General features: G+C 41.3%; 19 protein-coding genes. 18 read left to right on the top strand and 1 reads right to left on the bottom strand.

Annotation, left to right across the window (positions count from 1 at the left end; all coding sequences use genetic code 11):
• The first annotated feature begins 336 nt into the window (after nt 1–336).
• The 13 genes from EDM53_RS06550 to traW all read left to right on the top strand — a co-directional run bounded on the left by EDM53_RS06550 (nt 337) and on the right by traW (nt 12,615).
• Entirely contained in the window at nt 337–921 is a 585-nt protein-coding gene (locus EDM53_RS06550) for a DUF4143 domain-containing protein (protein WP_410528549.1), read from the top strand.
• A gap of 310 nt (nt 922–1,231) precedes the next feature.
• Nucleotides 1,232–2,203, top strand: a complete 972-nt coding sequence (locus tag EDM53_RS01635; RefSeq protein ID WP_130121788.1) for a ParA family protein — start codon at nt 1,232–1,234, stop codon at nt 2,201–2,203.
• Between the two features lies 1 nt (nt 2,204).
• Nucleotides 2,205–3,260, top strand: coding sequence for a ParB/RepB/Spo0J family partition protein (locus tag EDM53_RS01630; RefSeq protein WP_130121786.1), 1,056 nt, complete (start codon nt 2,205–2,207; stop codon nt 3,258–3,260).
• A gap of 139 nt (nt 3,261–3,399) precedes the next feature.
• Complete coding sequence (locus EDM53_RS01625; RefSeq protein WP_130121784.1) at nt 3,400–5,106, top strand: hypothetical protein; 1,707 nt, start codon at nt 3,400–3,402, stop codon at nt 5,104–5,106.
• A gap of 425 nt (nt 5,107–5,531) precedes the next feature.
• Nucleotides 5,532–5,864, top strand: coding sequence for a single-stranded DNA-binding protein (locus EDM53_RS01620; RefSeq protein ID WP_130121782.1), 333 nt, complete (start codon nt 5,532–5,534; stop codon nt 5,862–5,864).
• Nucleotides 5,865–5,910: 46 nt separating this feature from the next.
• Nucleotides 5,911–6,312: a hypothetical protein gene (locus EDM53_RS01615; RefSeq protein WP_130121780.1), complete on the top strand. Its 402-nt coding sequence runs from the start codon at nt 5,911–5,913 to the stop codon at nt 6,310–6,312.
• A 20-nt stretch (nt 6,313–6,332) separates the two neighbouring features.
• Entirely contained in the window at nt 6,333–6,620 is a 288-nt protein-coding gene (gene traL, locus EDM53_RS01610; RefSeq protein ID WP_165379549.1) for a type IV conjugative transfer system protein TraL, read from the top strand.
• Between the two features lie 2 nt (nt 6,621–6,622).
• Nucleotides 6,623–7,174: a type IV conjugative transfer system protein TraE gene (gene traE / locus EDM53_RS01605; protein WP_130121776.1), complete on the top strand. Its 552-nt coding sequence runs from the start codon at nt 6,623–6,625 to the stop codon at nt 7,172–7,174.
• Nucleotides 7,167–7,877 (top strand): TraK domain-containing protein, encoded by a 711-nt coding sequence (locus EDM53_RS01600; protein WP_130121774.1) that lies wholly within the window; start codon nt 7,167–7,169, stop codon nt 7,875–7,877. Before traE ends, EDM53_RS01600 begins: the two co-directional genes overlap by 8 nt.
• A complete protein-coding gene (locus tag EDM53_RS01595) occupies nt 7,867–9,129 on the top strand; it encodes a TraB/VirB10 family protein (RefSeq protein ID WP_130121772.1) in 1,263 nt (420 codons plus the stop codon). Before EDM53_RS01600 ends, EDM53_RS01595 begins: the two co-directional genes overlap by 11 nt.
• A complete protein-coding gene (locus tag EDM53_RS01590) occupies nt 9,119–9,490 on the top strand; it encodes a TraV family lipoprotein (protein ID WP_165379548.1) in 372 nt (123 codons plus the stop codon). The genes EDM53_RS01595 and EDM53_RS01590 overlap by 11 nt, the downstream gene beginning before the upstream one ends.
• Complete coding sequence (gene traC, locus EDM53_RS01585) at nt 9,480–11,978, top strand: type IV secretion system protein TraC (protein ID WP_130121768.1); 2,499 nt, start codon at nt 9,480–9,482, stop codon at nt 11,976–11,978. Before EDM53_RS01590 ends, traC begins: the two co-directional genes overlap by 11 nt.
• Nucleotides 11,965–12,615 carry a type-F conjugative transfer system protein TraW gene (traW, locus tag EDM53_RS01580; RefSeq protein ID WP_130121766.1) on the top strand — a complete coding sequence of 217 codons (651 nt, stop codon included), beginning with the start codon at nt 11,965–11,967 and terminating at the stop codon, nt 12,613–12,615. The genes traC and traW overlap by 14 nt, the downstream gene beginning before the upstream one ends.
• A gap of 5 nt (nt 12,616–12,620) precedes the next feature.
• On the opposite strand, the gene EDM53_RS01575 is transcribed toward traW, so the two are convergent.
• A complete protein-coding gene (locus tag EDM53_RS01575; protein ID WP_130121764.1) occupies nt 12,621–13,163 on the bottom strand; it encodes a CCDC90 family protein in 543 nt (180 codons plus the stop codon).
• A gap of 73 nt (nt 13,164–13,236) precedes the next feature.
• Here EDM53_RS01575 and traU point away from each other — a divergent pair, with 73 nt between their 5' ends.
• From traU to EDM53_RS01550, 5 genes are all read left to right on the top strand, one after another.
• On the top strand, nt 13,237–14,247 hold the full coding sequence (gene traU / locus EDM53_RS01570) for a conjugal transfer pilus assembly protein TraU (RefSeq protein WP_130121762.1): 1,011 nt from the start codon (nt 13,237–13,239) through the stop codon (nt 14,245–14,247).
• An 11-nt stretch (nt 14,248–14,258) separates the two neighbouring features.
• Nucleotides 14,259–14,957: a type-F conjugative transfer system pilin assembly protein TrbC gene (trbC, locus tag EDM53_RS01565; protein ID WP_130121760.1), complete on the top strand. Its 699-nt coding sequence runs from the start codon at nt 14,259–14,261 to the stop codon at nt 14,955–14,957.
• A gap of 8 nt (nt 14,958–14,965) precedes the next feature.
• Complete coding sequence (locus tag EDM53_RS01560) at nt 14,966–16,093, top strand: hypothetical protein (protein WP_130121758.1); 1,128 nt, start codon at nt 14,966–14,968, stop codon at nt 16,091–16,093.
• Nucleotides 16,066–17,298, top strand: coding sequence for a conjugal transfer protein TraN (gene traN, locus EDM53_RS01555; RefSeq protein ID WP_130121756.1), 1,233 nt, complete (start codon nt 16,066–16,068; stop codon nt 17,296–17,298). Before EDM53_RS01560 ends, traN begins: the two co-directional genes overlap by 28 nt.
• Nucleotides 17,299–17,497: 199 nt before the next feature.
• The gene (locus EDM53_RS01550) at nt 17,498–20,674 is read left to right on the top strand and encodes a calcium-binding protein (protein ID WP_130121754.1); all 3,177 of its coding nucleotides are present in this window, start codon (nt 17,498–17,500) and stop codon (nt 20,672–20,674) included.
• Nucleotides 20,675–21,097: the final 423 nt, after the last annotated feature.

Genomic DNA, 21,097 nt, shown 5'->3' with positions numbered 1-21,097 from the left:
GTCTCCATTCTAAACCTACCAGTTCATGGGCTTTTACAGACATTGTAGTACACTTTCACGAGACTGTCATTAGCGATTTTTGCTACACGTGGGGGGGGCTAACTATTACCCACAGATATAAAATGGTGCTGAAGAATATTTTAGAGTTCTGAAATCGGGATGCAAGATAGAGGCCGCTCGTTTGTCTTCAGGGACAAGGCTAAAATCCCAGACAAGCCCCCGAGAATACAAAGGAGGTCATAACCTGGCTTGGCAAACTAGGAAATTTACTTTCGTAGATTGGTTCTCTAATTGCAATACAACTTGTACACACATATTCCCCGCTCCTCTAGAATTGTGAAGCTAGACGCACTGGCTGTATTGATGAAATCGTGGTCACAACAAACACATCCCAGATTATTTCAACACACATTGCCAGCGCAAGCAGAGCAATCGCCCAAGATGATGGCACATTGGCTCTCACACCTCCAAAATTTCTTCTTTTGTTCCATAATCAGACCCTGGAGCCATTCTCTCTCTCACTCCTTCATTTCAGAACCTAGATTGTTTCTAATAGACTGGTCCTCCATTCAAGATCATGCTCTGAGACTAAAAAATTTTGTCGCATCTCATCTCTTTAAATCCATATTTTTTTGGAATGAGTTTTATAACATACAAGCCTCTCTTTTCTACTTGCAGGATACACGACACCGTATTGTAGACTTCCTTGTCACCAAACAAAACAGACCATGGCTCTTGATCCATGTAGACCCGGACAGTACAAACAGACTCAACCCAGCCCTACCCTACTTCCATCGGGTACTTCAAACAACCCACGCACTTCAGCTAGCTCCAAACATACAACATGTAGATTGCGACTTCAGAGCCATCAGAGTACCTAAAATCTTTCCTCTCACCTCATTTCTCTCTCAACTCGTTTAGGACTCTTTTTTTTTGTGACGTATTTCAATACGCTTACGCAGCCTCATCCTCAAACCCATTTGCCTAATTTAATCTGAAATTTGGTATCATTTAAGATTCTTTTATGGAGCTCACTAGCTTCAGTTGACCCTTACCTCAACAAATCATCCATACTTGTTTTTGAGGCTCAGAAGAGATTTACGCTTTTAATTTTATTTTAACAAATATGATCAAAATCGCACAAAACAAAAAACAAACATAAAAACTCTCTTGACTTAGTTGATCGCATATAGCAAAGTGAGAAAAATCATCAACTAATCAATTCAATCCAATGGAAGTCTTTAACGAAACACAACCGAAAGTTGCAGCAACACACTTAGCGACATTGTTAGGGGTCTCATTACAAGCAATACATAAGCAATTAAAGGCTCAACAAATCACTTGCCCGAAAATGGGTAACAAATCATATATCACACACTCTATAGCGCGTAAGTTGTTTAATCTTAACTTTGAACGTCAGAAAATTTGTTTTCAGATAGTGAAAGGGGGTACTGGTAAGACCACGGCCTTACATAATATCAGTTGTGCGGCTAGTCTTTACGGAGCAAAAATTCTGCTCATAGATCTCGATCCACAGGGTAATTTAACTGACGCTTTTAACGTTGACGCTGATAACGTTCCGGTATTAATAGACGTCATAGAGAAGGATACATCGATCAGAGAATCCATCATTCAGGTCGAAGATGGCATTTACCTGCTACCAAGCCGCATCGAAAATGTGACCCTTGATAGCAAACTGGCGATCACCAAAGCACCGTTGCACAATATATTTAAATCGATATTGGGTCAAATAGAGAACGAATACGATTTCATATTCATAGACTGTCCCCCTATGATGGGGCACTCAGTGACGGCTGCTTCATTGTATTCTGACTTAATCCTAGTACCTTTGAATCCTGATAAGTTTAGCGCAAAAGGTTTAAAAATCCTGAAAAATGAAATTAATAACATTTCTGCACAGTACCAACACACAATTAATTACCGTGTGTTTTTAAATAAGTTTAGCGGCAATACAATACTTTCAGATAAAGCTATTCAAACTACTATAGCAGCGGAAACAGATCTGGGAAATGCATTTACCACTGCTATACGTCAATCTCAAGAAATTCCAAACGCCACAGATATGAACCAGAATCTGTTTAGCAGTCTCAAAAGGTCCACTGCTAAGGACGATTTTGATTTGTTAACTCGTGAATTATTGAAGATTAACATACAAGAATTAAGTCAAAGAGCTAGAGTTTAATATGCCCACAATAGACAGCATCAAAACTAATCAAAAAACTTTCAAAAAGAGAGCCTATAGACCTTGGGACATCGACGCAACTGGTGGTGTGATTAATCAACCCCCCTCCCCTATTGATCAAGGTACAACAAGTACTGCAGGTACTGGAAGTACTGATGATACTGTCACGGAGCTACAAGAACAGCCCGCTCCACAGATGATACAGAGCAGTATGGAGCAGGATACAGTGCTTCTTATATCTCCTTACGAGATCAAAAACTGGGAATTTCACGACAGACCGGCAAACGAGCTTGGAGATATACAAAATCTTGCTAAAGAGTTTAAAGACATAGGACAACAACAACCTTGTATAGTGCGCCCTGCTCAGAGTTCAGCCACAGGTGTAAAATATGAGCTCATAGTTGGAGAGAGGCGGTGGCACGCAGCTAAATTGGCTCAAGTCGATCTGAGAGTGATTGTTAAACATCTAACAGATACCGATGCTGCAATCATACAAGCATCTGAAAACTTGAACAGGAAAGGTCTGTCGGATTATGCAAGGGGCATGAGTTATGCCAAGCTAATCAGCAACCAAATCATTACTCAAAAGGAACTCACAGAGAAACTGTCAATTAGTAAGCAACAAGTATCAAGGCTATTATCTTTCAGCAAGATACCCAAAGAGATACACGATGCGATAGAAGACTTTTCTAGAGTGACTTTAAGAACAGCAGAACAAATTAAACAACTCAGTAGTAGAGGTAGCAATTACATTGAAGCGATCATACTACTAAAAGATAAGATTAGAGATGGAAAGATAGGATATGAGAAATTGAAGATCTTGGTGGAGCAATACATTAACACACAGGTCCTGGATGTGGCCACAAGTGTCAAAGTCTCTGATGACCAAGGTAGACATCTATTTACCTGGAGATTAGATAGCAATCTCAATCACTCTATACACTTTCCAAGCGATATTTCTGTGTTGATTAGAAGTAAGACAATTGATATCAATACGATTAACAATTCTTTAATAGAGGTGCTAAATACTATGCTCGTATTACCAAAGGACGATTAACAGTCCCCCGCGGGGGACTTAAAGCTCTAATCTAGGAAATTAGAGCTTTAATGTTTGCTTAAGCTAGGCTCAAACAAGATACTAAAAGTAGTTTAGCTTAAGTAATTTAAAATTGCAATATCATTTTATAGAATTACTTATGTTAAAACGTAACAAAGGAAAGCTAAGGGTTTTTCTATTTCATCAAGAAATTGCTGATGAAATAGGTCAGGATCAGGCAATATTTTTAAATCAAGTACAGTACTGGTTATCTAAATGTGGAAGATGTATACCTCATCTGACTGGTCAGTGGTTTTACAGTTCCTTACAGCAGTGGCATGTACAGCATTTTAGTCACTGGTCAATGTACAGACTAAGAAAAACCATATCTTCATTAGAAGAGTCTGGTTTACTTCTCACATCAAAAGTTAACTCACATCACAAGAATCATACAAAATGGTATTCGATCAATGAGGAGAAGTATAACGCTCTTGTATCTTCTATCACAAACCCTTCTAGTCCAACACCTACTAAATTTGCAGTAACACCGTCCGTACATAACAATACGCTGGATCAACAACAAATGTGTAAGATGCAGCTTGTTGCTGAAGCAATGATTGAAGCATGGAACGAGGAGTCAGAACGATATGGTCATCATATTCCTGCTTACTGTGATACCACTATTGTAGAGAGATTATACAAACTGTGGCAGGGTATATTTAAGCAGGATATGCAGTTATGGAGAGCATATTATAGACTCGTCACCAGTAGTAATTTTTTGATGGGTGGAGTAAGTTACTTTAAAGCAACGTTCAGCTGGCTAGTAAAGTACGAAACGGTACTTAAGATTACTGCAGGAGGTTATGGTGTAAACATATCCTTGAACGGTGCTGAAGTGAAGGCAACATATCGATTTGTCGAAACTCAACAAATCAATAATAGTATGAAAGAGAATAAATATCCAAAAAGATCTTCTTCTACACACATTGAGAAAACAAAAAAAACAGAAGAACTCACACTTGATACCAAAAAAGTAGAAAACACTCAATCAGACAACAACGACACAGAACTTCTAACATCCTGTGAACCATCAGAATCAACAATACCACAACAAATGGTAAATATATGGAACGAAGAATTCAGATATAGCCTATCGCCTATCAGAAGCTATAGCAACGCAAAGATAGCAAAGACACTGTACGACATATACATACGAATATTTGAGACCAACATGGAGAAGTGGAGGCAATATGCACGAACTGTAAACAGCAGCAAATTCTTGATGGGAGAGAAAACAACAAGGCAAGGTTTTAAGGCCTTGTTTAGTTGGTTGATCAGAAAAGAAGTAATAGAAGAAATATTAGGAGGAGGGTACGGAGTAGGGGACAGGGTAATAGACAGATACAGAGTCAGTGAAAATATAGAACAGGAGAAGAAAGCGATCATAGAAAAAGCGGTAGAACAAGTATCGTTGGTGACGAAAGCAAGGGTGTGTGAGGAAGAGGAGTTTAAAAGATACGTGTTAGAAGAGGGTTTTGAGGGGGACGGTAACAGATACGGGATAAAGTCATATATACGAGGTAGCTGGTATATTAGCGGGGAGAGATTGATATATGACGAGAGGAATAAGGGTTTATACGATATATTATATGAAACGTATGTACTGAAGAAACAGACGGGGAAAAATAGATTGGAGATGTTGAAAGACCTAGAGGAAGGATTAGATGCAGGAATAAAGAAGAGGGGTTTAGGTCTAGAGACGTTGGATGGTCTCAAGAAGTTAAAAAGAAGTGTGATGGAGGGTCGTATACAAGATCTTGGGGAAAATATTAATCTACTACTTTCAGAGCGAACAATGGAATGTTGAGAAAATACAAAAACGCCGAACGATCTTCTCTGAAGTAATGGTTTTGGGGTCTACTGATATAATCAATTTTAGGCGTGGCATATGCAAATATTGTTACCATAAATTCCTGCTCTACCAATCTCGTCTCTCCTTTTGCCATTCCCGCTCCCCTCTTTTGTCATTTCACGCAAAAACGGGAATCCATTTGTCTTTGCCAACAACTTAACAGACGACTTTTGCCCGAATTCTTTTCATTCCAATTAATTTGCGGACATACTTTCAGTACTACAAAAGTTTGACTAATAAACGAAAAACCAGATTCAGTGAAGAAAAATATTGCACAACATGTTCTAGATGTGTTGCTATTATTTTATTACTATTTTACATTGAATTGTAGCATGTATATTAAGCCCATATTCTGTAGTACTTAAAACATTAGAGGTAAAATGAACAAAAGCAAAAATATAGTAGAACTAATTGGTCAGTTGTCAAAAGAAGTGAAGGGGTTGAAGACAAAAGAAGGGAAGGACTTTGCAATTATTACCGTAACAGTACCAAATGATAAAAGAACAGAGCTTATCGATGTGTTTATTTGGAATCAAGAAACAATAGATTTCGCGACCAAGTATTTAGAAGTGGGAAACACTGTAAGTATCAAGGGAAGTTTATCAAAGACTGATAAGGGTCTGTTTGTACGTTGCCACCAACTAGAAGATCTTGGTATTAAGGAATCTGCGGAGTCCGAGGAACAGAAGCAAGAGACTACTGAAACGACGTAAGTACAAATATATTTGATCAATGTCTATTTAACGAGGGAGGAATGAGATGAGTGGTAAAGTGATCAGCAAATTAGAAAACACTGCAATATTGATGTCAATCTGTATACAGTCTTATTGGACTAATGCCATCAATAAGATTGCATCAAAGGAAGGTGGATGGATGGGATTATTGCGTGTCTCCCTACTTGTGATACCTATGGCGGTCGTGCTATATCCGGAGATCGGCATAAGTGCCATAGAAAACATAAACGGCATGGCCGCTTTAAGTCAGAAGGTCCAGAACGAAATACAGAGCCATGGTATATCCATAGTTTTGAATGCTGCGGGGATAGGTACAGCTGCTTTTGCCTTGATCACCTCTAGATGGACAATGCTCCTTTTTGGTGCAGCATATTTGGTATTTGTAAACGTTTTCTTTGGCTTTGTAAACGGCGCATTCAAAGTATAGACACTAAACACAGGTGCAACATGTACGATAGGAACGTCATTTTGAGATATTTGGATAGTCCTACTAGAATAGCATTTTGGACCACAGACGAGATGAGTGCGTTATTTTTACCGATATCATTAGGCTGTTTATTCAAGTTTCCTATGACTGGTCTAGTGCTTAGTATTCTTACTTACGCGGCATTGAGATACGTGAAGCAGTATATAGGTGGCGGTTTTCTTAGGCATGCTTTCTACTGGTATTTGCCTGGGATGCACAAGTCTATGAGGCTAAGAATACCTTCGCACGTTAGGGAATATATAGGGTAGCTATGGAGCTGTTTAGATGGAACAACAGCATAGATAGGTTAGTCAAGCAGAGAAATGGGTTTCTAGTAGTATCGCTTGGGCTTCTTATAGCCAATATGCTACTTAGTGGACTGTTGTTTATGAAAGATGAGCGAATTATAGTGGTGCCGGCTTACTTCAAGCAAAGTTTTTGGGTAGAAGGCCACCTGGTATCAGAAGCTTATATAGAAGAGATGAGTCTCTTTTTTACGAAGATGATGCTGGACACAACACCAGATAGTCACCAATATAGAAAGGACGTAATACTGAGATATGTTGCGCCAGAATACTATCATGATCTTGAAAAAAGGCTGATAGCAGACGCCAGAAGGATGCAAAAGGAGGGAGTGAGCACTATGTTTGCTCCAAAACAAGTAGAAGTTAACACAAAAGAGCTGAAATCAGAGGTAGTAGGGACGTTAACTCAATATGTTGCAGGCACTAGAATAGGACAAAGTAAAGAGAGATATGAATTGACATTTGGCTATAGTGGAGGGGTGTTTATGCTAAAAGGGTTTGAAACTAAGTATGAATGAGAAATATCTAGTAGCGCTCGGTATATTTCTGTTCATTGTCATATGTGATAGTATTGCTCTGGCTAGTACGCAGGAATACCAGCTGAACGAAACTCGGAGAATTCATGGGTATATAGGAAGATCTGAATCCAATCGTATCAAAGTAGAGGGTGACAGAATAGTAGAGGTAATAGGTCTAGACGATGATTTTGCACTGGAAAGCGACTCTAAACTGGGGCAGATCTTTATTAAGCCAATGGTAGATAGTGCCACTAAAGCTACTTTCACTGTTATTACAGAAAGAGGGAAAACCCAGGATTTTAGCCTTGTGATTAAACCCAGCATAGATGGGCAAGTTATATTGTTGAAAAGCGATGTTTCAATAGACGTTGGATATATAGGTAACAAGCACGGGGTACATGATGAGATCATATCGATTATAAAAGTGGGACTGGACTACAAATCTGATGCAAAACAGAAGGCATACATAGAGAACGGTCTGGAGATGTTGCTACTGACACAAAGGAGAATTAGGCATCATACATTGGAAGTGTGGACCATAAAAAATGTAGACGATAAAAGTGTGATGCTTGCAGAAAAATCGTTTGTGAAGAATGAGAAGGTATTAGGCCAAATGTCGCCTATAGCCATTATGATCGAAGATAGACATTTGGAACCAAATCAGACAACTCGGTTGTATAAGGTCAGATACAATGGAAAATGAAACGGCAAATGAGCATAATAGCAATGAAATGCAAGAAAGGCCTGGTTTTAGCTTAAGCACATTTCAAAAGCAGCTTATTATTGCTGGGGTTATGTTGGGAGTGATAGTAATGGCTATGCTTCTTATACTGGTGCAGATTCAGCCCATTACATTAAGGAATAGTTCCGACACTGCTGAACGCGAGAAAAAATATAAGAAGGAGATCGAGGTGATAGGGGACAAGGTGGATTCGGAAACCGTATGGCGTTATAATCAGGAAGAAAACATCAGAGGGGTAAAGGATGCCTTGGCTACAATACAGTCTGATTTGATTAAAGCAAGCAATAGGGCTAGTGGTACAGTTGCACATGGCCAGAGTTCTGAGGAACTAGTGATATTGCGCCAAGAGCTTGCGGAACTAAGAAACATGATTGACGGCATCGGGAATAGCGTGACTAGTAATACTGGAGATATGGGTACGATAGGTACTGCCAGATATGGAATTAGCAAGGTCAAAATACCATTGACCGAACAACAACCAGGGCATGCTCCTATTAAGAATAAAGAGGACACTATTCCTGCTGGTAGTTTTGCTAAGGCTATAATACTTGGTGGGGTTGACGCGTCTACTGCTTTAACTGCATCTGCGGATCCAAGGCCGCTCCTGATTAGGTTAATTGACCCTGGAACGTTACCTAGGAGATTTACGAGTGATTTAGAAGACTGTCACATAGTGGCAAGTGGTTATGGAGATTTATCTAGCGAAAGAGTATTTGCAAGGCTTGAGAAGCTAACGTGTGTAGAGAGAGTAAGCGGTGAGATTATAGAAACAGAGGTGGCAGGTTATATAGCTGGAGAAGACGGTAGAGCAGGTATTAAAGGTCACGTGGTAGAAAAGGGGCGAGGCTATCTGGCAAAGAGTGTAATGGGTGGAGTATTACAGGGTATTGGTGGTGTACTAAACCCCGAGAAATCTGCAATTGTTAGCTCCGTAGGTGCGATTTTACCAGGACGTAGTGCTACTGAGAAGTTGAAAGAAGGTGTCGTCAGTGGTGCTAGTGGCAGTATGGATAGGCTATCCAAATACTATATAGAGCGTGCAGAGAGTATACAGCCCATTGTCCAAGTACAGAGCGGAAGAGTTGTAGACGTGGTATTTACTGAAGGCGCAGACATTGGTAGCAATAACGTTAAGGAAAGTTTGAGGCTTAGGAGGAGCTCGACTTCAGATGGAGATAACCCTCAAAATGGAAAGGAAAAGTATGCTCAATAAGCTTATCATATTTTTTATGGTTTGTGTTCTTAGTAGTTGCACAGTATCACAGGAACAGGACTGCAAGGTTGGGAAAGGTACAAACTGTAAATCGATCAGTGAAGTAAACGCTATGACCTCTAGTGGTGAGCTTGGTGCCACTGATGCATCTGGGGACTTATCTGGGAATGTGCCTGTGAGACTGTTTGTGGATTCTACCTATCCTTCTGATGGGGATGATGAGACAAATTCGGTACTGAGAAAACCTGAGAAAACGGGACGGATTTGGATTAGCGGTTTTGAAGACAAGCAAGGAAACTACGTAGAAGAAAGCTATATTTATACGATTCTTGAAAAGGGAAAATGGGTGAATGTTAGATAGCATTGCGAGAAAAATAGCGCTATATCTTGGTGAAAATAGCGAATTTGGAGTCAAATCGGATCAAAGCTTTGTGTTAAGCAAATCTAGAGAATTTTTACGCTGGGCCAGCTTGAGTGACCTGTTGCCTTATCAGTCATATGATTCTGAGTATGGAATATTTGTTAGCAACAATAGCATGGGATTTGTACTTGAGATTGGTTTGTTCATCGGTAGTGATAGTAAGCTAGAAAATGAGCTATCTGGATTGTTTAAAAGCATACTTCCTCCTGGGACAAGTATTCAATTTTTACTATCTGCACTACCAAAGGTAGACCATTTGATAGACTACTGGGTATGTACTCAGGAGGATGATTGTGAGATGTTATCAAGTATAGAAAAGAAAAGAGCTCAATATTTTAGGAATCTAAGTCGTAACAGTGTGAATAAGTTTACAATCAGGGATTTTAGGGGGGTTGTCTCTGTATCTGTGCCTATCACAGAAAGGAGCGCTATGATAAAGAGGAAAATAGCTGATTTAAAAGTTCAGGTGGTGAGCGTATTTGAGACGCGTAGTGGACAGGTGAGGTTGTTTGACCCTACTGATTTCATTAATTACCTCTCTGACATATTGAATTATGATGGCAGTGCAACGAGTAGCAACAAGGAGTGGAATAAACTACAAGAGTTAGGACAACAGATCATAGACAAGGATAGGCGATATTCGCTGAGTAAGGATGGTATTGGTATCGACGATGGAGAATATCATATAAGGCTATTAAGCGTCTCAAGGTATCCTAGTACTTGGAGCTTCGGTTTAATGAGCAACTTCATTGGAGATAATTTCAATGATTTTTTGAAAATACCTTGCTCATTTTTGATACATCTTGGAGTTTACATAGAGAACAACAAATTTAGAAGAACTGGCATGTTGGCGAAAGCTTCCAGAGTGGAATCTCAGGCTGCTTCACCGCTTGGGAGATGGATACCGGCATTGAAAAGGGAAGCTGAGGAGTGGACTTTCGTGCGGGAGCAGCTGGAAAAGAATGAGAGGTTGGTAAGATCCCACTATCAAGTTTTGATCATAGATAGAAAGGAGCGTATTACTTCATCGGAGCAACTGATGTTGAGTTTATACAGATCAAATGGTTGGGAACTGTCCAGAGACAAGTTTACAGTAATGTCATCTTTATTGAGCATGCTACCACTGTCTTGGGGTGAAGGCATCAGCGAGGACATGAGCTATATGAGAAGGACAAGAACCACTTTATCGTATGAGGTAGTTAACTTATTACCGCTCCAGGGAGATAGCAAGGGCACATCAAGAGCTGGAATGTTATTTGCTAGTAGACATGGCCAATTGTTTTATTGGTACCCGTTTGATGAGAAACTAGGCAATACAAATTACAACGTGTCTGTGGTGGGTCGGAGTGGAGCTGGAAAATCGGTATTTATGCAGGAACTCGCAACAAGTATTTTGAGACAGGGGGGCAGGGTGTATGTACTTGATGTTGGTAGAAGTTTTGAGAAGCAGGCTAGACAGTTAGGAGGTCAGTTTATAGAGTTTGGTGTGCAATCGAAACTTTGTCTGAACCCATTTAGCACTATCAACGATACATCGCGAGAGAATGTAGAAGAATCGTTATCGGTGTTAAAACCGATCATAAGTATGATGGTAGCGCCCAAATCTGGTACTGGTGACTATGAAGACTCTCTAATTGAAAAAGCATTGTTAGAGGTGTGGAGGTCCAAAGGGAAGGAGGCTGGTATTGGAGACGTGGCGGAATGGTTTTTAGAACGAGGGGATGAAGTATGTCAGAAAATGGGGATTATGCTATTTCCATATACGAGGCAAGGGGTATATGGTAGGTATTTTAATGGTACTGCCAATATCAATTTTGAATCTAAGTTTGTAGTGACGGAACTAGAGGAACTGAAGGTTAAGCCTGATCTGCAGAGGGTAGTTGTACAAATTTTGATGTTACTCATTACAAATACTGTGATACTTGGTAATAGGCAAATAGAAAGCGCTATAATATTTGATGAAGCGTGGGATCTACTAAAAGGTAAGCAGGGAGGAGAATTTATTGAGAAACTTGCAAGGACCTTAAGAAAGTATAGGGGTGCACTAGTTGTTGGAACGCAGAATTTAGATGATTTCTATTCATCGCCTGGAGCAGAGGCTGCATTTATGAACAGTGATTGGCTATGTTGTTTGAAACAGAAGAGTGAATCCATATCATTACTTAGAAAGACGGAAAAATTCAAAATCAACGATCATCAGCAGAAGATGCTAGAGTCTATTACCACAAAGCCTGGGGAGTATGCAGAAGTAATGATCATGACATCGGGGCACTGTAGCATTGGGAGGTTGATACTGGATCCATTCTCTATGGTTTTATACTCCACAAAACCGGAGGAGTACAGGAGGGTGATGGAGTATAGAGAGCAGGGTATTTCTCTTACAGAATCGATAGAATATGTAGCCAAGGAAAAATATGGGCACATTTGATCTGCATGGATTATTTGTCATGGTGTGTGTTGTTATGATATCGATTTCTGTGATGGGATATACAAAAGATTTCGGAGTGATTGGCAGTACCTGGAATATAGAGGAAAAAGACGGTATAGAGTCAATTAAAGAAAAGCTGGTGGAGATGGAAAAGACCGGAGAATTAGAGGCACATAATCAAGAAATCCTCAGGAGAATAAAGGACGGTGTATTGCATCCTGGTGGATTAGGTATACCAAGGGCCCAACAGACAAGGGTTTTCAGATATGATCCAACTGTTACAATTCAAGAAGATCTGAAGGATGCTGAAGGTAAAGTATTGCGTAAAGCTGGAAGTACATTTAATCCACTTGACGTAGTACATATGCCATACAAACTGATATTTTTTAATGGAGAAGAAGAGCAGCAGGTGCAATATGCTTTAAGGAGATATAACGAGGAGGAGATTAAGCCAAAGTTGATATTGACGGATGGTTCGCCCATAGATATGGAAAAAGAATACGGAGTAGAGGTGTACTTTGATCAGATAGGACTACTTGTTGAGAAGCTGGACATCAGGGCATTGCCTGCTATAGTCAAGCAGGAAAATAACAGGCTGTTGATTCAGGAAGTGGTACTGACTGAGGGGCACAAGTGAGAGGCTTACTTTGCCAGCTGCGTCAATATTGCAATGGTAGTGCCTATGTAGGTTGCGAAAAGCCCAAGGAAGAGTGGTATCATCCATTTCAGGATATCGTGCTTGGCTTCAAGGAGCTGTTCCCGGGTGACGTAATTTTTCATCTCATCGCGCACAGCGGTAATTTTCTCATCAAGACTTGCGACTCTATTATCTAGATGAAGAATTCGCTCGTTCAGGGAGACTTCAAGATTAGTTATCCGCTCATTCAGGGAGACATCAAGATTAGTTATCCGCTCGTTCAGGGAGACATCAAGATTAGTTATCCGCTCATTCAGGGAGACATCAAGATTAGTTATTTGTTCACGTGTCGAGAACTCAAGCTTCATGATTTGTTCTTGTGTAGCAAGCTTAGAAATATCATAGTGTCTAGCCTCAAGGAGAGACTGAAGTATGGTTTCTGCTTGTTGTGTAGTGAAGCCGGACTGGGACAGAGCCTGAAAGTGCTTATGTGTATCAAAATTCACAAACTGGGAGAAAGGTGTATCTTGATGTGCTTGAGGTTGCATGATTTTATTTAACTTTTGTTGTCACGATCGTATTGTAACAATGGTATCACAGAATTGCAACGGTTAATACAGAATGTTGAAGCATACAAATTTTTACCTTCTCATACTGATTTTAGCAAACACCTTGTGTACCTGGGAGGTGTGGGCAGAACCCTGTGTTGGGAAGTTTGTCAATCCGATCACAGACATATGTTGGAGTTGTATTTTTCCCATCAAAATAGGTAATACGTCCATTTATTCTGGTGGGAGAGAAGACACAGATAATCCAGGAACGCCGGTGTGTGTATGTCCTAGAGAGGTTGGTGGGGCGAAGGTGCCGCTACCTGGGGTACCGATTAGTTTTTGGGAGCCTGCGAGGCTTGCGGATGTTACGAGGACACCGTATTGTATGGTAAGTTTAGGTGGCGTCCAGTTGATGCACAGTACCAAGAAGCATGGGACGGTCGCAAGGAGTACAAATAATGCTGCATTGAAGCACAGCTTTTACCATGTGCATTGGTATATTTATCCTGTGATGTACTGGTTGGAAATATTAACGGATTTTTTGTGTTTAGAGGAAGCATCGATAGACGTTGGTTATATGAGTGAGTTTGATCCTCTTTGGAACAACGACGAATTGAACGCTATTTTAAATCCGGAGGCGGTGTTATTTGGCAACTTGGCAGCACAGCTCTCTTGCGCTGCGGATTGTATGGCAGCTAACAGTGGTTTTTCAAGGGATGAGTTATTTTGGTGTGCAGGATGTAATGGTAGCCTTTATCCATTTGGTGGGTTTATAGAAGGACATGTTGGAGGAGTGCAGGCGAGTAGTTTAATAGTTGAGCGAACAATAGCAAGGTTGCACAGGGTAGGGTTGGCATGGGATACGGTGAGTGACGTGTGCAAAAAGAGAATTGCTCCAAAAGTGAAGAAGAGGCAATACAAACTTCAAATGACCTTTCCTATAGCAAATGCTAAGGGTCCGATGACTTGTAATCCTTTTGGGAGAACTACTGCTATTTGGGGTTCTGGTAGGGAAGTGCCGGGGAGTGGGGAAGACTTTGGGTATTTGATATGGCGTAAAAAGTACTGTTGTTTACATTAGGAGCTGGAAATATGGGAAATATGTTGTACGTATTAGTATTAAGAGCTGTAATGTTTGTATTGGTGTGTGCAAGCGATGTGTCTGTGGGCAGGGCGAGAAGCAGTGAGAGGGAGATTGAAAGAATAGCTTCAAAGAGTCAGGAATCCATTAGGCTTGAAGCGGAAGCTCTCAAGAGATGTGGCGATACAAATTCCATAAAAAACTCTATAGAACCCTATATGCCTGAAATTCAAGACATATCAGAGTCATCTAAAAAGAAAGTAGATGAGTACAAGGAAGAAATGGCGGACATAACAATGCGGCATGCACAAGAAGACCAAAAGCACATTAGTGGAGGAGTTGAGGTGAATGAGAGGAGGCTAGTGTTTATCTCGCTATCACAGAATAAAAGCAACCTGGAGTGGATTCTCAAGCAAGCCAGAGTTTACAGATTCACACCTGTGATGAGAGGATTTAAGGACGGTAGCTACATTGCCACTGTTAGATTTTTGGGCGAAATCATAAAAAGGACTGGATATGGTGTGCTTATAGATCCAGAAGCTTTTAAGGAATTTGATGTTAAGATAGTACCAACTTTCGTGATTGCATACGATAACAAAGGCTGCAAAAATGAAGAGAGTTGCAAAACAAAGAAATTTCACAAGGTATCCGGCAATGTAAGTTTTGATCACGTGATACGGCTATTTGAGGGTTCTGGAGATGGTCGATGAGGGTGAGGATGAGGATGAGAGTAGGAAGGGGACTGATATATGTATTAGGCATCATGACAGCCGCCTTATGCAGGGCTGATAATGTATATTGTCAGGAGAACCCAGCAGCATATCAGCCTGAAGCAAGTGCTTTGCTAAATGAGATGAAGAAGAGAGACATGGAGCAGGAGCTTAAATCTCTGCCTCAGTTTTCGGAGAATCCAAAGGAGGTGACGCTTTCGGAATCTGATCTTAGAATAGCTGGAGATGAGGTGATCAAAGGCGGTGGTACGATCACTGACAAGGAAGAAAGAGAGGCAATCGGAGCTCTCAGGGATTCATACACGCGAAACCCGCACAGATCGGAGCATACTGTTGGCAAGTTACAGCATAAGGATTTTATACAGCAAAGCGATGTCATCAGTAGGAGCCCATTATCTGTGTTGAACAAAGCAATGGATTCTGGATGTAAGGCAACAGGTAGTGAAGCTGCCCCAGAAGAGGCGAAATTTGAAGAATACTTCGTGGGCGTAGAGGACAGAAGAATTAAGGAGACGAGAAGAACTTGTGAGGAGGACGAGGACAGGTTATTTTACTGCACTAGGAGTTTAAAAGCGGGTGGCTGTGCATCTAAAATACCATGCGCCTTTAATCGAAACGAGGGCGGTTTATACACTAGTGAAAGTAACGAGCAGTTTATGAGAGCTAGCAATGGTTTAAGTTGGGAATATAATGGGGACATTTTATCGTTTGGGGAAAACCGTCCATATGTCTATGGTGATCCGAATCATGGGAGTCAAGCGTGTATCACTAAAAGCTTTACGGCCAAATTTTATATCAAAGATAAGCCCAATGTTTCAGAATTTAGAGTCATTAGCATACATGAGAATAACCTGCTAAGGATCAGCATTAACGGGCAGCTTATCAGAGATGGGGTGGCCATTGGTGGGGGTAACTGCTGGCATAATGCTGGCAAAACTGTGTGGGAAAATTGGGAATATGATCTTAAGCCTCTGTTGGTTGAGGGGTGGAACGAGCTGCAATTGGAGTTGCTGTATACCATGGGTGGACACGCGGCCATTCGAATCAGAGCAAGGCAATATTGTTGTAATCAATGGGAGGATGACAAATGGGAAGGGGACTGTCCTGTGGATTGATCACCAGTATTCTTATGCTATTGAGTGAAGGTGCGGCTGGAGGGCAATGCATAAGAGTAGCCAGGGACTGTATAGAGCCTGGCGGGACTAGGGAGATTGATGGATTGCAGGTGTTTAAGGAATGCTGGCGTTACAAGGATGTATACAAATGCACTGGTTATGCAAGGAATGATTGTGTAGGTTTTGATGAGGAGCCTTTTTGTCAACTGGACAAGACGACTTGTAAGGAACAGATAGGAGCCTGGTGCGTAGCTCAAGTAAGGGAGTACAAGTGTCAAGAAACGGAGAAGTACATCAGACAAGAGAAGCGATATAGGCTAGCCAGCGTCCGAAGAGGCAGTACGGAGGAAAGAAGGCACGCGGGGTGTACAAAAGCTCCTGGGTGCATTGACGGCAAATGCTTTGACATGAGTTATGAGGGTAACGATGAGATGATTTCGGCGGCTGGGATGCTTGCTACGCTTAAAGAGATGCAGGGGAATTTGGAGCGCGACGTATCTATTTTCAAAGGCAGAAGAGAGCATTGTGATAAGAAGGTGACCTCATATACCAGCTGCTGTGATGGCATGGGAGGATGGGGTAGTGCAATTGGCGCTAGATGTAAGGAGAAGGATCAAATATTAGCCAAAGCAAGGAAAGAAGGGAAATGTGTTGAAATAGGGAAATACTGTGCAAGCAAGAAGTTGGGCATATGTCTAATAGAAAGGACGGTCTACTGCTGCTACGACTCTAAAATAGCCAAAGAGATTAACGAGCAGGCTAGGAACAAGGGGCTAGTGAGGAAGGGTTGGGGCAGTGTTAAATCTGCTGATTGCAGTGGTTTTAGTGTAGAAGAATTGCAGAATTTGAATTTTTCTGCAATTAATTTTGATTTTTTATCCGAGGACATCAAAAAAGGCGGTTTATGGAGCAAGATGGGGGGAATGGAGAAGGCCTTAGAGCATACCAAGAATCTGCTAAGCAATGAGGTTGAAGCGATAAAGGAGGATGTGACGAACGTAGGAGGTGGAAAGTTTGGTGTAAGCGGCACTGCTGATCAAATAGACGAGACCAAACTATACGAGAAGAAGTTTAATGAGATTCATCACGATGTTAGGGTACAAAAGAAACCGGATGGAAGGGACAGGACAAGGGATATCCATGAAGAGAACGAGACCATTTACAGCACCGACGATGACAAAAAAAGAGACGAGAAAGGGTTGTAGGGATGAAGAATGAAGGGCGTGTGTGGTAGATTCATAAAAAGTGCACTTAATGACAACATCTATAATGACAGTGTGATAGATATATACTAGAATATCTTTAAAACCACTTAAACCAATCAACTTCAAGAAACTTTACGCTTAACATAAAAGCAAAAGAACAATACATTGATATTAACAATTGATAAAAAGAGTGCAATTTATGGCAGAATTTGTGATTACTCAGTCTAGTGGACACAATAAGGGTACTTCAAAGGCAACAGTTCTAAGCGATGGTAGTTTTGTAGTTGTTTGGAGCAGTTATGGACAGGACGGTAGTGAGTGGGGTGTATACGGCCAAAGATACGGAGCGGATGGTAGTAAGCTGAGTGGTGAGTTTCAAGTGAACACTTATACCAACAGTGAACAATACGGTCCATCAATCACTGGCTTAAGCAATGGGAATTTTGTAGTTGTTTGGCACAGTTATGGACAAGACGGTAGTGGTGCTGGCGTATACGGCCAAAGATACGGAGCGGATGGTAGTAAGTTAGGTGGTGAGTTTCAAGTGAACACTCATACCAACAGTTATCAATACTATCCATCTATTACTGGCTTAAGCAATGGCAACTTTGTAGTTGTTTGGTACAGTTATGGACAGGACGGTAGTTTGTATGGCGTATACGGCCAAAGATACGGAGGGGATGGTAGTAAGTTAGGTGGTGAGTTTCAAGTGAACACTTATACCAACAGTGATCAATACGGTCCATCCATTACTGGCTTAAGCAATGGCAACTTTGTTGTCGTTTGGTACAGTTATGGACAGGACGGTAGTTTGTATGGCGTATACGGCCAAAGATACGAAGCGGATGGTAGTAAGCTGGGTGGTGAGTTTCAAGTGAACAGTTACACCACCGGTAATCAAAACGCTCCATCCATTACTAGCTTAAGCAACGGCAACTTTGTTGTGGCTTGGGGCAGTGAGGGACAAGACGGTAGTGGTGCTGGCGTATACGGCCAAAGATACGGAGCGGATGGTAGTAAGCTGAGTGGTGAGTTTCAAGTGAACAGTTACACCACCGGTAATCAATACCATCCATCCATTACGAGCTTAAGCAATGGCAACTTCGTTGTTGTATGGCACAGTGAGGGACAGGAAGGAGGGGGGCCAGGAGTTCATGCTCAAGTGTATGACAGTGAGGGTAACAAGATGAACAATGAGTTTAAGGTGAGTACAATAGCTGCATCTGAGACTGCACCTAATGTTGCAAAGCTCAAAGGTAACGGAGGCTTCATCATTACATATACTCAAGGTGACACTATATATGCTACTACTATGGCAGCTGGAACAAATGGTGACGACGATTTGATTGCTATGCATGGAGAGAGTACGACTTATGGCTATTACGGGTATGACACAGTATCGTATCTGAATGTCACTAAAGCTGTACAAATAGATTTGACAGAGGGGTCAAGCTACGTTGAGGGTATTATCGGTTCTGCGTTTGACGATATTATCACAGGCAACAGAGACGCAAACATTATTCAAGGCAAAGCGGGCGACGACATCATCGATGGCAGAGCTGGAGCAGATGACCTAGACGGAGGGGATGGCATAGATACCGTCACTTACGCTAATTCTTCTGCTGGTGTTACTGTCAGCCTTGTGCCTGGAGTTCTAGGACAAGGGGGTGATGCCAGAGGTGACCTGCTATTAAACATTGAAAATCTTACGGGCTCACGGCATGCTGACAAGCTAACTGGCGACCACAGAGACAACGTTATTGCAGGTCTAGGAGGGGGTGACGAGCTGGACGGTGGTGAAGGTAGCGATACACTAAGCTACGAAAACTACGACAAGGTTGTGAACATAGACCTCCTTAACAACGGGAGTACTAAACCAAAAAGAGGAGCAGACACCTTTAACAATTTTGAGAACATTATAGGCTCACTCAAAAGTGATACTTTATCTGGAGATAACAAACCAAATACAATCTACGGAAGCGATGGTAACGATGTTATCAAGGGTAGAGGTGGTGGTGATAGACTAGATGGAGGTAAAGGCTCTAACACACTAAGCTACAGAGATTCAAGCTCTGGGGTTAAGGTGGACTTGACTACTGGAAAATGCCAAGGTGGAGATGCTGAAGGTGATGTGATAAGCAACTTTAGTGACGTTATAGGAACATTATACGATGATGTTTTGGTGGGTACTGACTCAAAAAATAACATACACGCTGGAGGTGGTAATGACATTGTAGAAGGCAAAGGAGGAGGTGACAAGCTGGACGGAGGACATGGGGTTGATACACTGGTATACGTCTCGTCTAAAACAGGAGTATCAGTGGATCTAGAGCTAGGCCATGGCTTTATGACGGATGATCCAGATATCAGGGACGATATCAGAAACTTTGAGAACGTGATAGGTTCACAGTATGACGATGAGCTGATAGGAGATCATGGTGACAACGTAATGGAAGGAGGAGAAGGTGCTGATGACATGTACGGAGGAAGAGGTTCAGACACTGTAAGCTACAGGAACTCTAACAAGGGCGTTAGAGTTAACTTATCGGTTATAGAACAAGAGATGGGTGATAGATTACATGACTTTGAAAACATTATAGGCTCTGAATATAACGATGTATTATCAGGGGACAAAGGGGACAACCTGATAGAGAGTGGAGGAGGAGATGACATATTGACTGGAGGCAAAGGAAGGGATGTGTTTAAAATAACGAATGCGAAGGGAGTGGTAAGAATCAAGGACTTTGAGTACGGAGACAAGCTTGACCTCAGTGAGTTTAAGGACATTAAAAGTTTTAACGAGCTGAAGAACAAGATGAGCAGCACGAGTTATGCATCTGGTAATCCTGTTATTAAGCTAGGGGGGACGGAGATATTTGTAGAAGGTGTAAGGAGCTTATACGAAGAAAATGTGTTATATCACTCCAACATTGGAGTAGATAACGGAAAGGACGGTAGTCACGTTTGTGCTGAGCTGATCAGGGAGCTACTTAAAACCTTTTGCCTTAGAGAAGAAGAAAGCCTACAGAAAAGAAGCTTAAGCGGCAAGGAGGTTGTGGTAGGGAGCTACTGTAAGGATGGATTATATCAGGGTATGGGCCATAGGGTTATTAAGGAGGATGTGAATGAGTACAAATATGCTGTGGCAAGTGTAGAGGAGGGTAAGGAGTTGGTGGTTATAGACACGATGAATGCTAGAGTGGACAGATGCATGAGAGATGAGAGGAAGCTATGGGTAGACGCGGACATGGATAACGACATAGACGTATTGGTATACACGAGAAGGGATGGTAGCAGCAGCATCTGTTATTGTGAGTCTATAGAGGACAACGTACAGATATCGGATGACTGCACTACACTTGAAGAGCTTTTTTAGTGATGAGCATATCCGTAATGACAGTGGCACAACAAACTGATTTCCATAAAAGGGTAGTCAGCATTTTTGGACAAGCATAATTTAGAGACGGGTATGGAATGGTAAATGTTGAATCCAGTGTGGAGTCTATAAAATGGCCGGTTTTTAGACAATAGACCTCTTGCCTAACTCATTCTGAGTGGTTATTTTGTCGTCAAAATTTGTCTGCGCTCCTCACATATATAGGATATGCTGCGGTGCTCACCTGCATTTTTCCTAAAAATTCCTCACTCATTTATGAGTTATGCAAGAGGTCTAATGAGTATTGATAAATGTATTGCATGATTCATTTAAATGGTATACTAAAATAAATGGTAAATTAGTCAAATAAACACTTGAGTTTAAATTATGCAAAAATTAATAACAAGTATGGATCAGCATGGT

The sequence above is a fragment of the Rickettsiales endosymbiont of Peranema trichophorum genome (assembly GCF_004210275.1).
Taxonomy (GTDB): Bacteria; Pseudomonadota; Alphaproteobacteria; order Rickettsiales; family Midichloriaceae; genus RICK02.
Note: the sequence above shows the minus strand (reverse complement) of the source record. Positions and strands in the feature narration are given on the sequence as shown.

Excerpts from the sequence above, each read along its gene's own strand:
- EDM53_RS01595 (WP_130121772.1), top strand. The coding sequence starts at position 7,867 with ATGGAAAATGAAACGGCAAATGAGCATAATAGCAATGAAATGCAAGAA.
- EDM53_RS01600 (WP_130121774.1), top strand. The coding sequence starts at position 7,167 with ATGAATGAGAAATATCTAGTAGCGCTCGGTATATTTCTGTTCATTGTC.
- EDM53_RS01620 (WP_130121782.1), top strand. The coding sequence starts at position 5,532 with ATGAACAAAAGCAAAAATATAGTAGAACTAATTGGTCAGTTGTCAAAA.
- traC (WP_130121768.1), top strand. The coding sequence starts at position 9,480 with ATGTTAGATAGCATTGCGAGAAAAATAGCGCTATATCTTGGTGAAAAT.
- traN (WP_130121756.1), top strand. The coding sequence starts at position 16,066 with ATGGGAAGGGGACTGTCCTGTGGATTGATCACCAGTATTCTTATGCTA.
- EDM53_RS01615 (WP_130121780.1), top strand. The coding sequence starts at position 5,911 with ATGAGTGGTAAAGTGATCAGCAAATTAGAAAACACTGCAATATTGATG.
- EDM53_RS01635 (WP_130121788.1), top strand. The coding sequence starts at position 1,232 with ATGGAAGTCTTTAACGAAACACAACCGAAAGTTGCAGCAACACACTTA.
- EDM53_RS01625 (WP_130121784.1), top strand. The coding sequence starts at position 3,400 with ATGTTAAAACGTAACAAAGGAAAGCTAAGGGTTTTTCTATTTCATCAA.
- traW (WP_130121766.1), top strand. The coding sequence starts at position 11,965 with ATGGGCACATTTGATCTGCATGGATTATTTGTCATGGTGTGTGTTGTT.
- EDM53_RS01575 (WP_130121764.1), bottom strand. The coding sequence starts at position 13,163 with ATGCAACCTCAAGCACATCAAGATACACCTTTCTCCCAGTTTGTGAAT.
- EDM53_RS01630 (WP_130121786.1), top strand. The coding sequence starts at position 2,205 with ATGCCCACAATAGACAGCATCAAAACTAATCAAAAAACTTTCAAAAAG.
- EDM53_RS01550 (WP_130121754.1), top strand. The coding sequence starts at position 17,498 with ATGGCAGAATTTGTGATTACTCAGTCTAGTGGACACAATAAGGGTACT.
- trbC (WP_130121760.1), top strand. The coding sequence starts at position 14,259 with ATGGGAAATATGTTGTACGTATTAGTATTAAGAGCTGTAATGTTTGTA.
- EDM53_RS01590 (WP_165379548.1), top strand. The coding sequence starts at position 9,119 with ATGCTCAATAAGCTTATCATATTTTTTATGGTTTGTGTTCTTAGTAGT.
- EDM53_RS01560 (WP_130121758.1), top strand. The coding sequence starts at position 14,966 with ATGAGGATGAGAGTAGGAAGGGGACTGATATATGTATTAGGCATCATG.
- traE (WP_130121776.1), top strand. The coding sequence starts at position 6,623 with ATGGAGCTGTTTAGATGGAACAACAGCATAGATAGGTTAGTCAAGCAG.
- traU (WP_130121762.1), top strand. The coding sequence starts at position 13,237 with ATGTTGAAGCATACAAATTTTTACCTTCTCATACTGATTTTAGCAAAC.
- traL (WP_165379549.1), top strand. The coding sequence starts at position 6,333 with ATGTACGATAGGAACGTCATTTTGAGATATTTGGATAGTCCTACTAGA.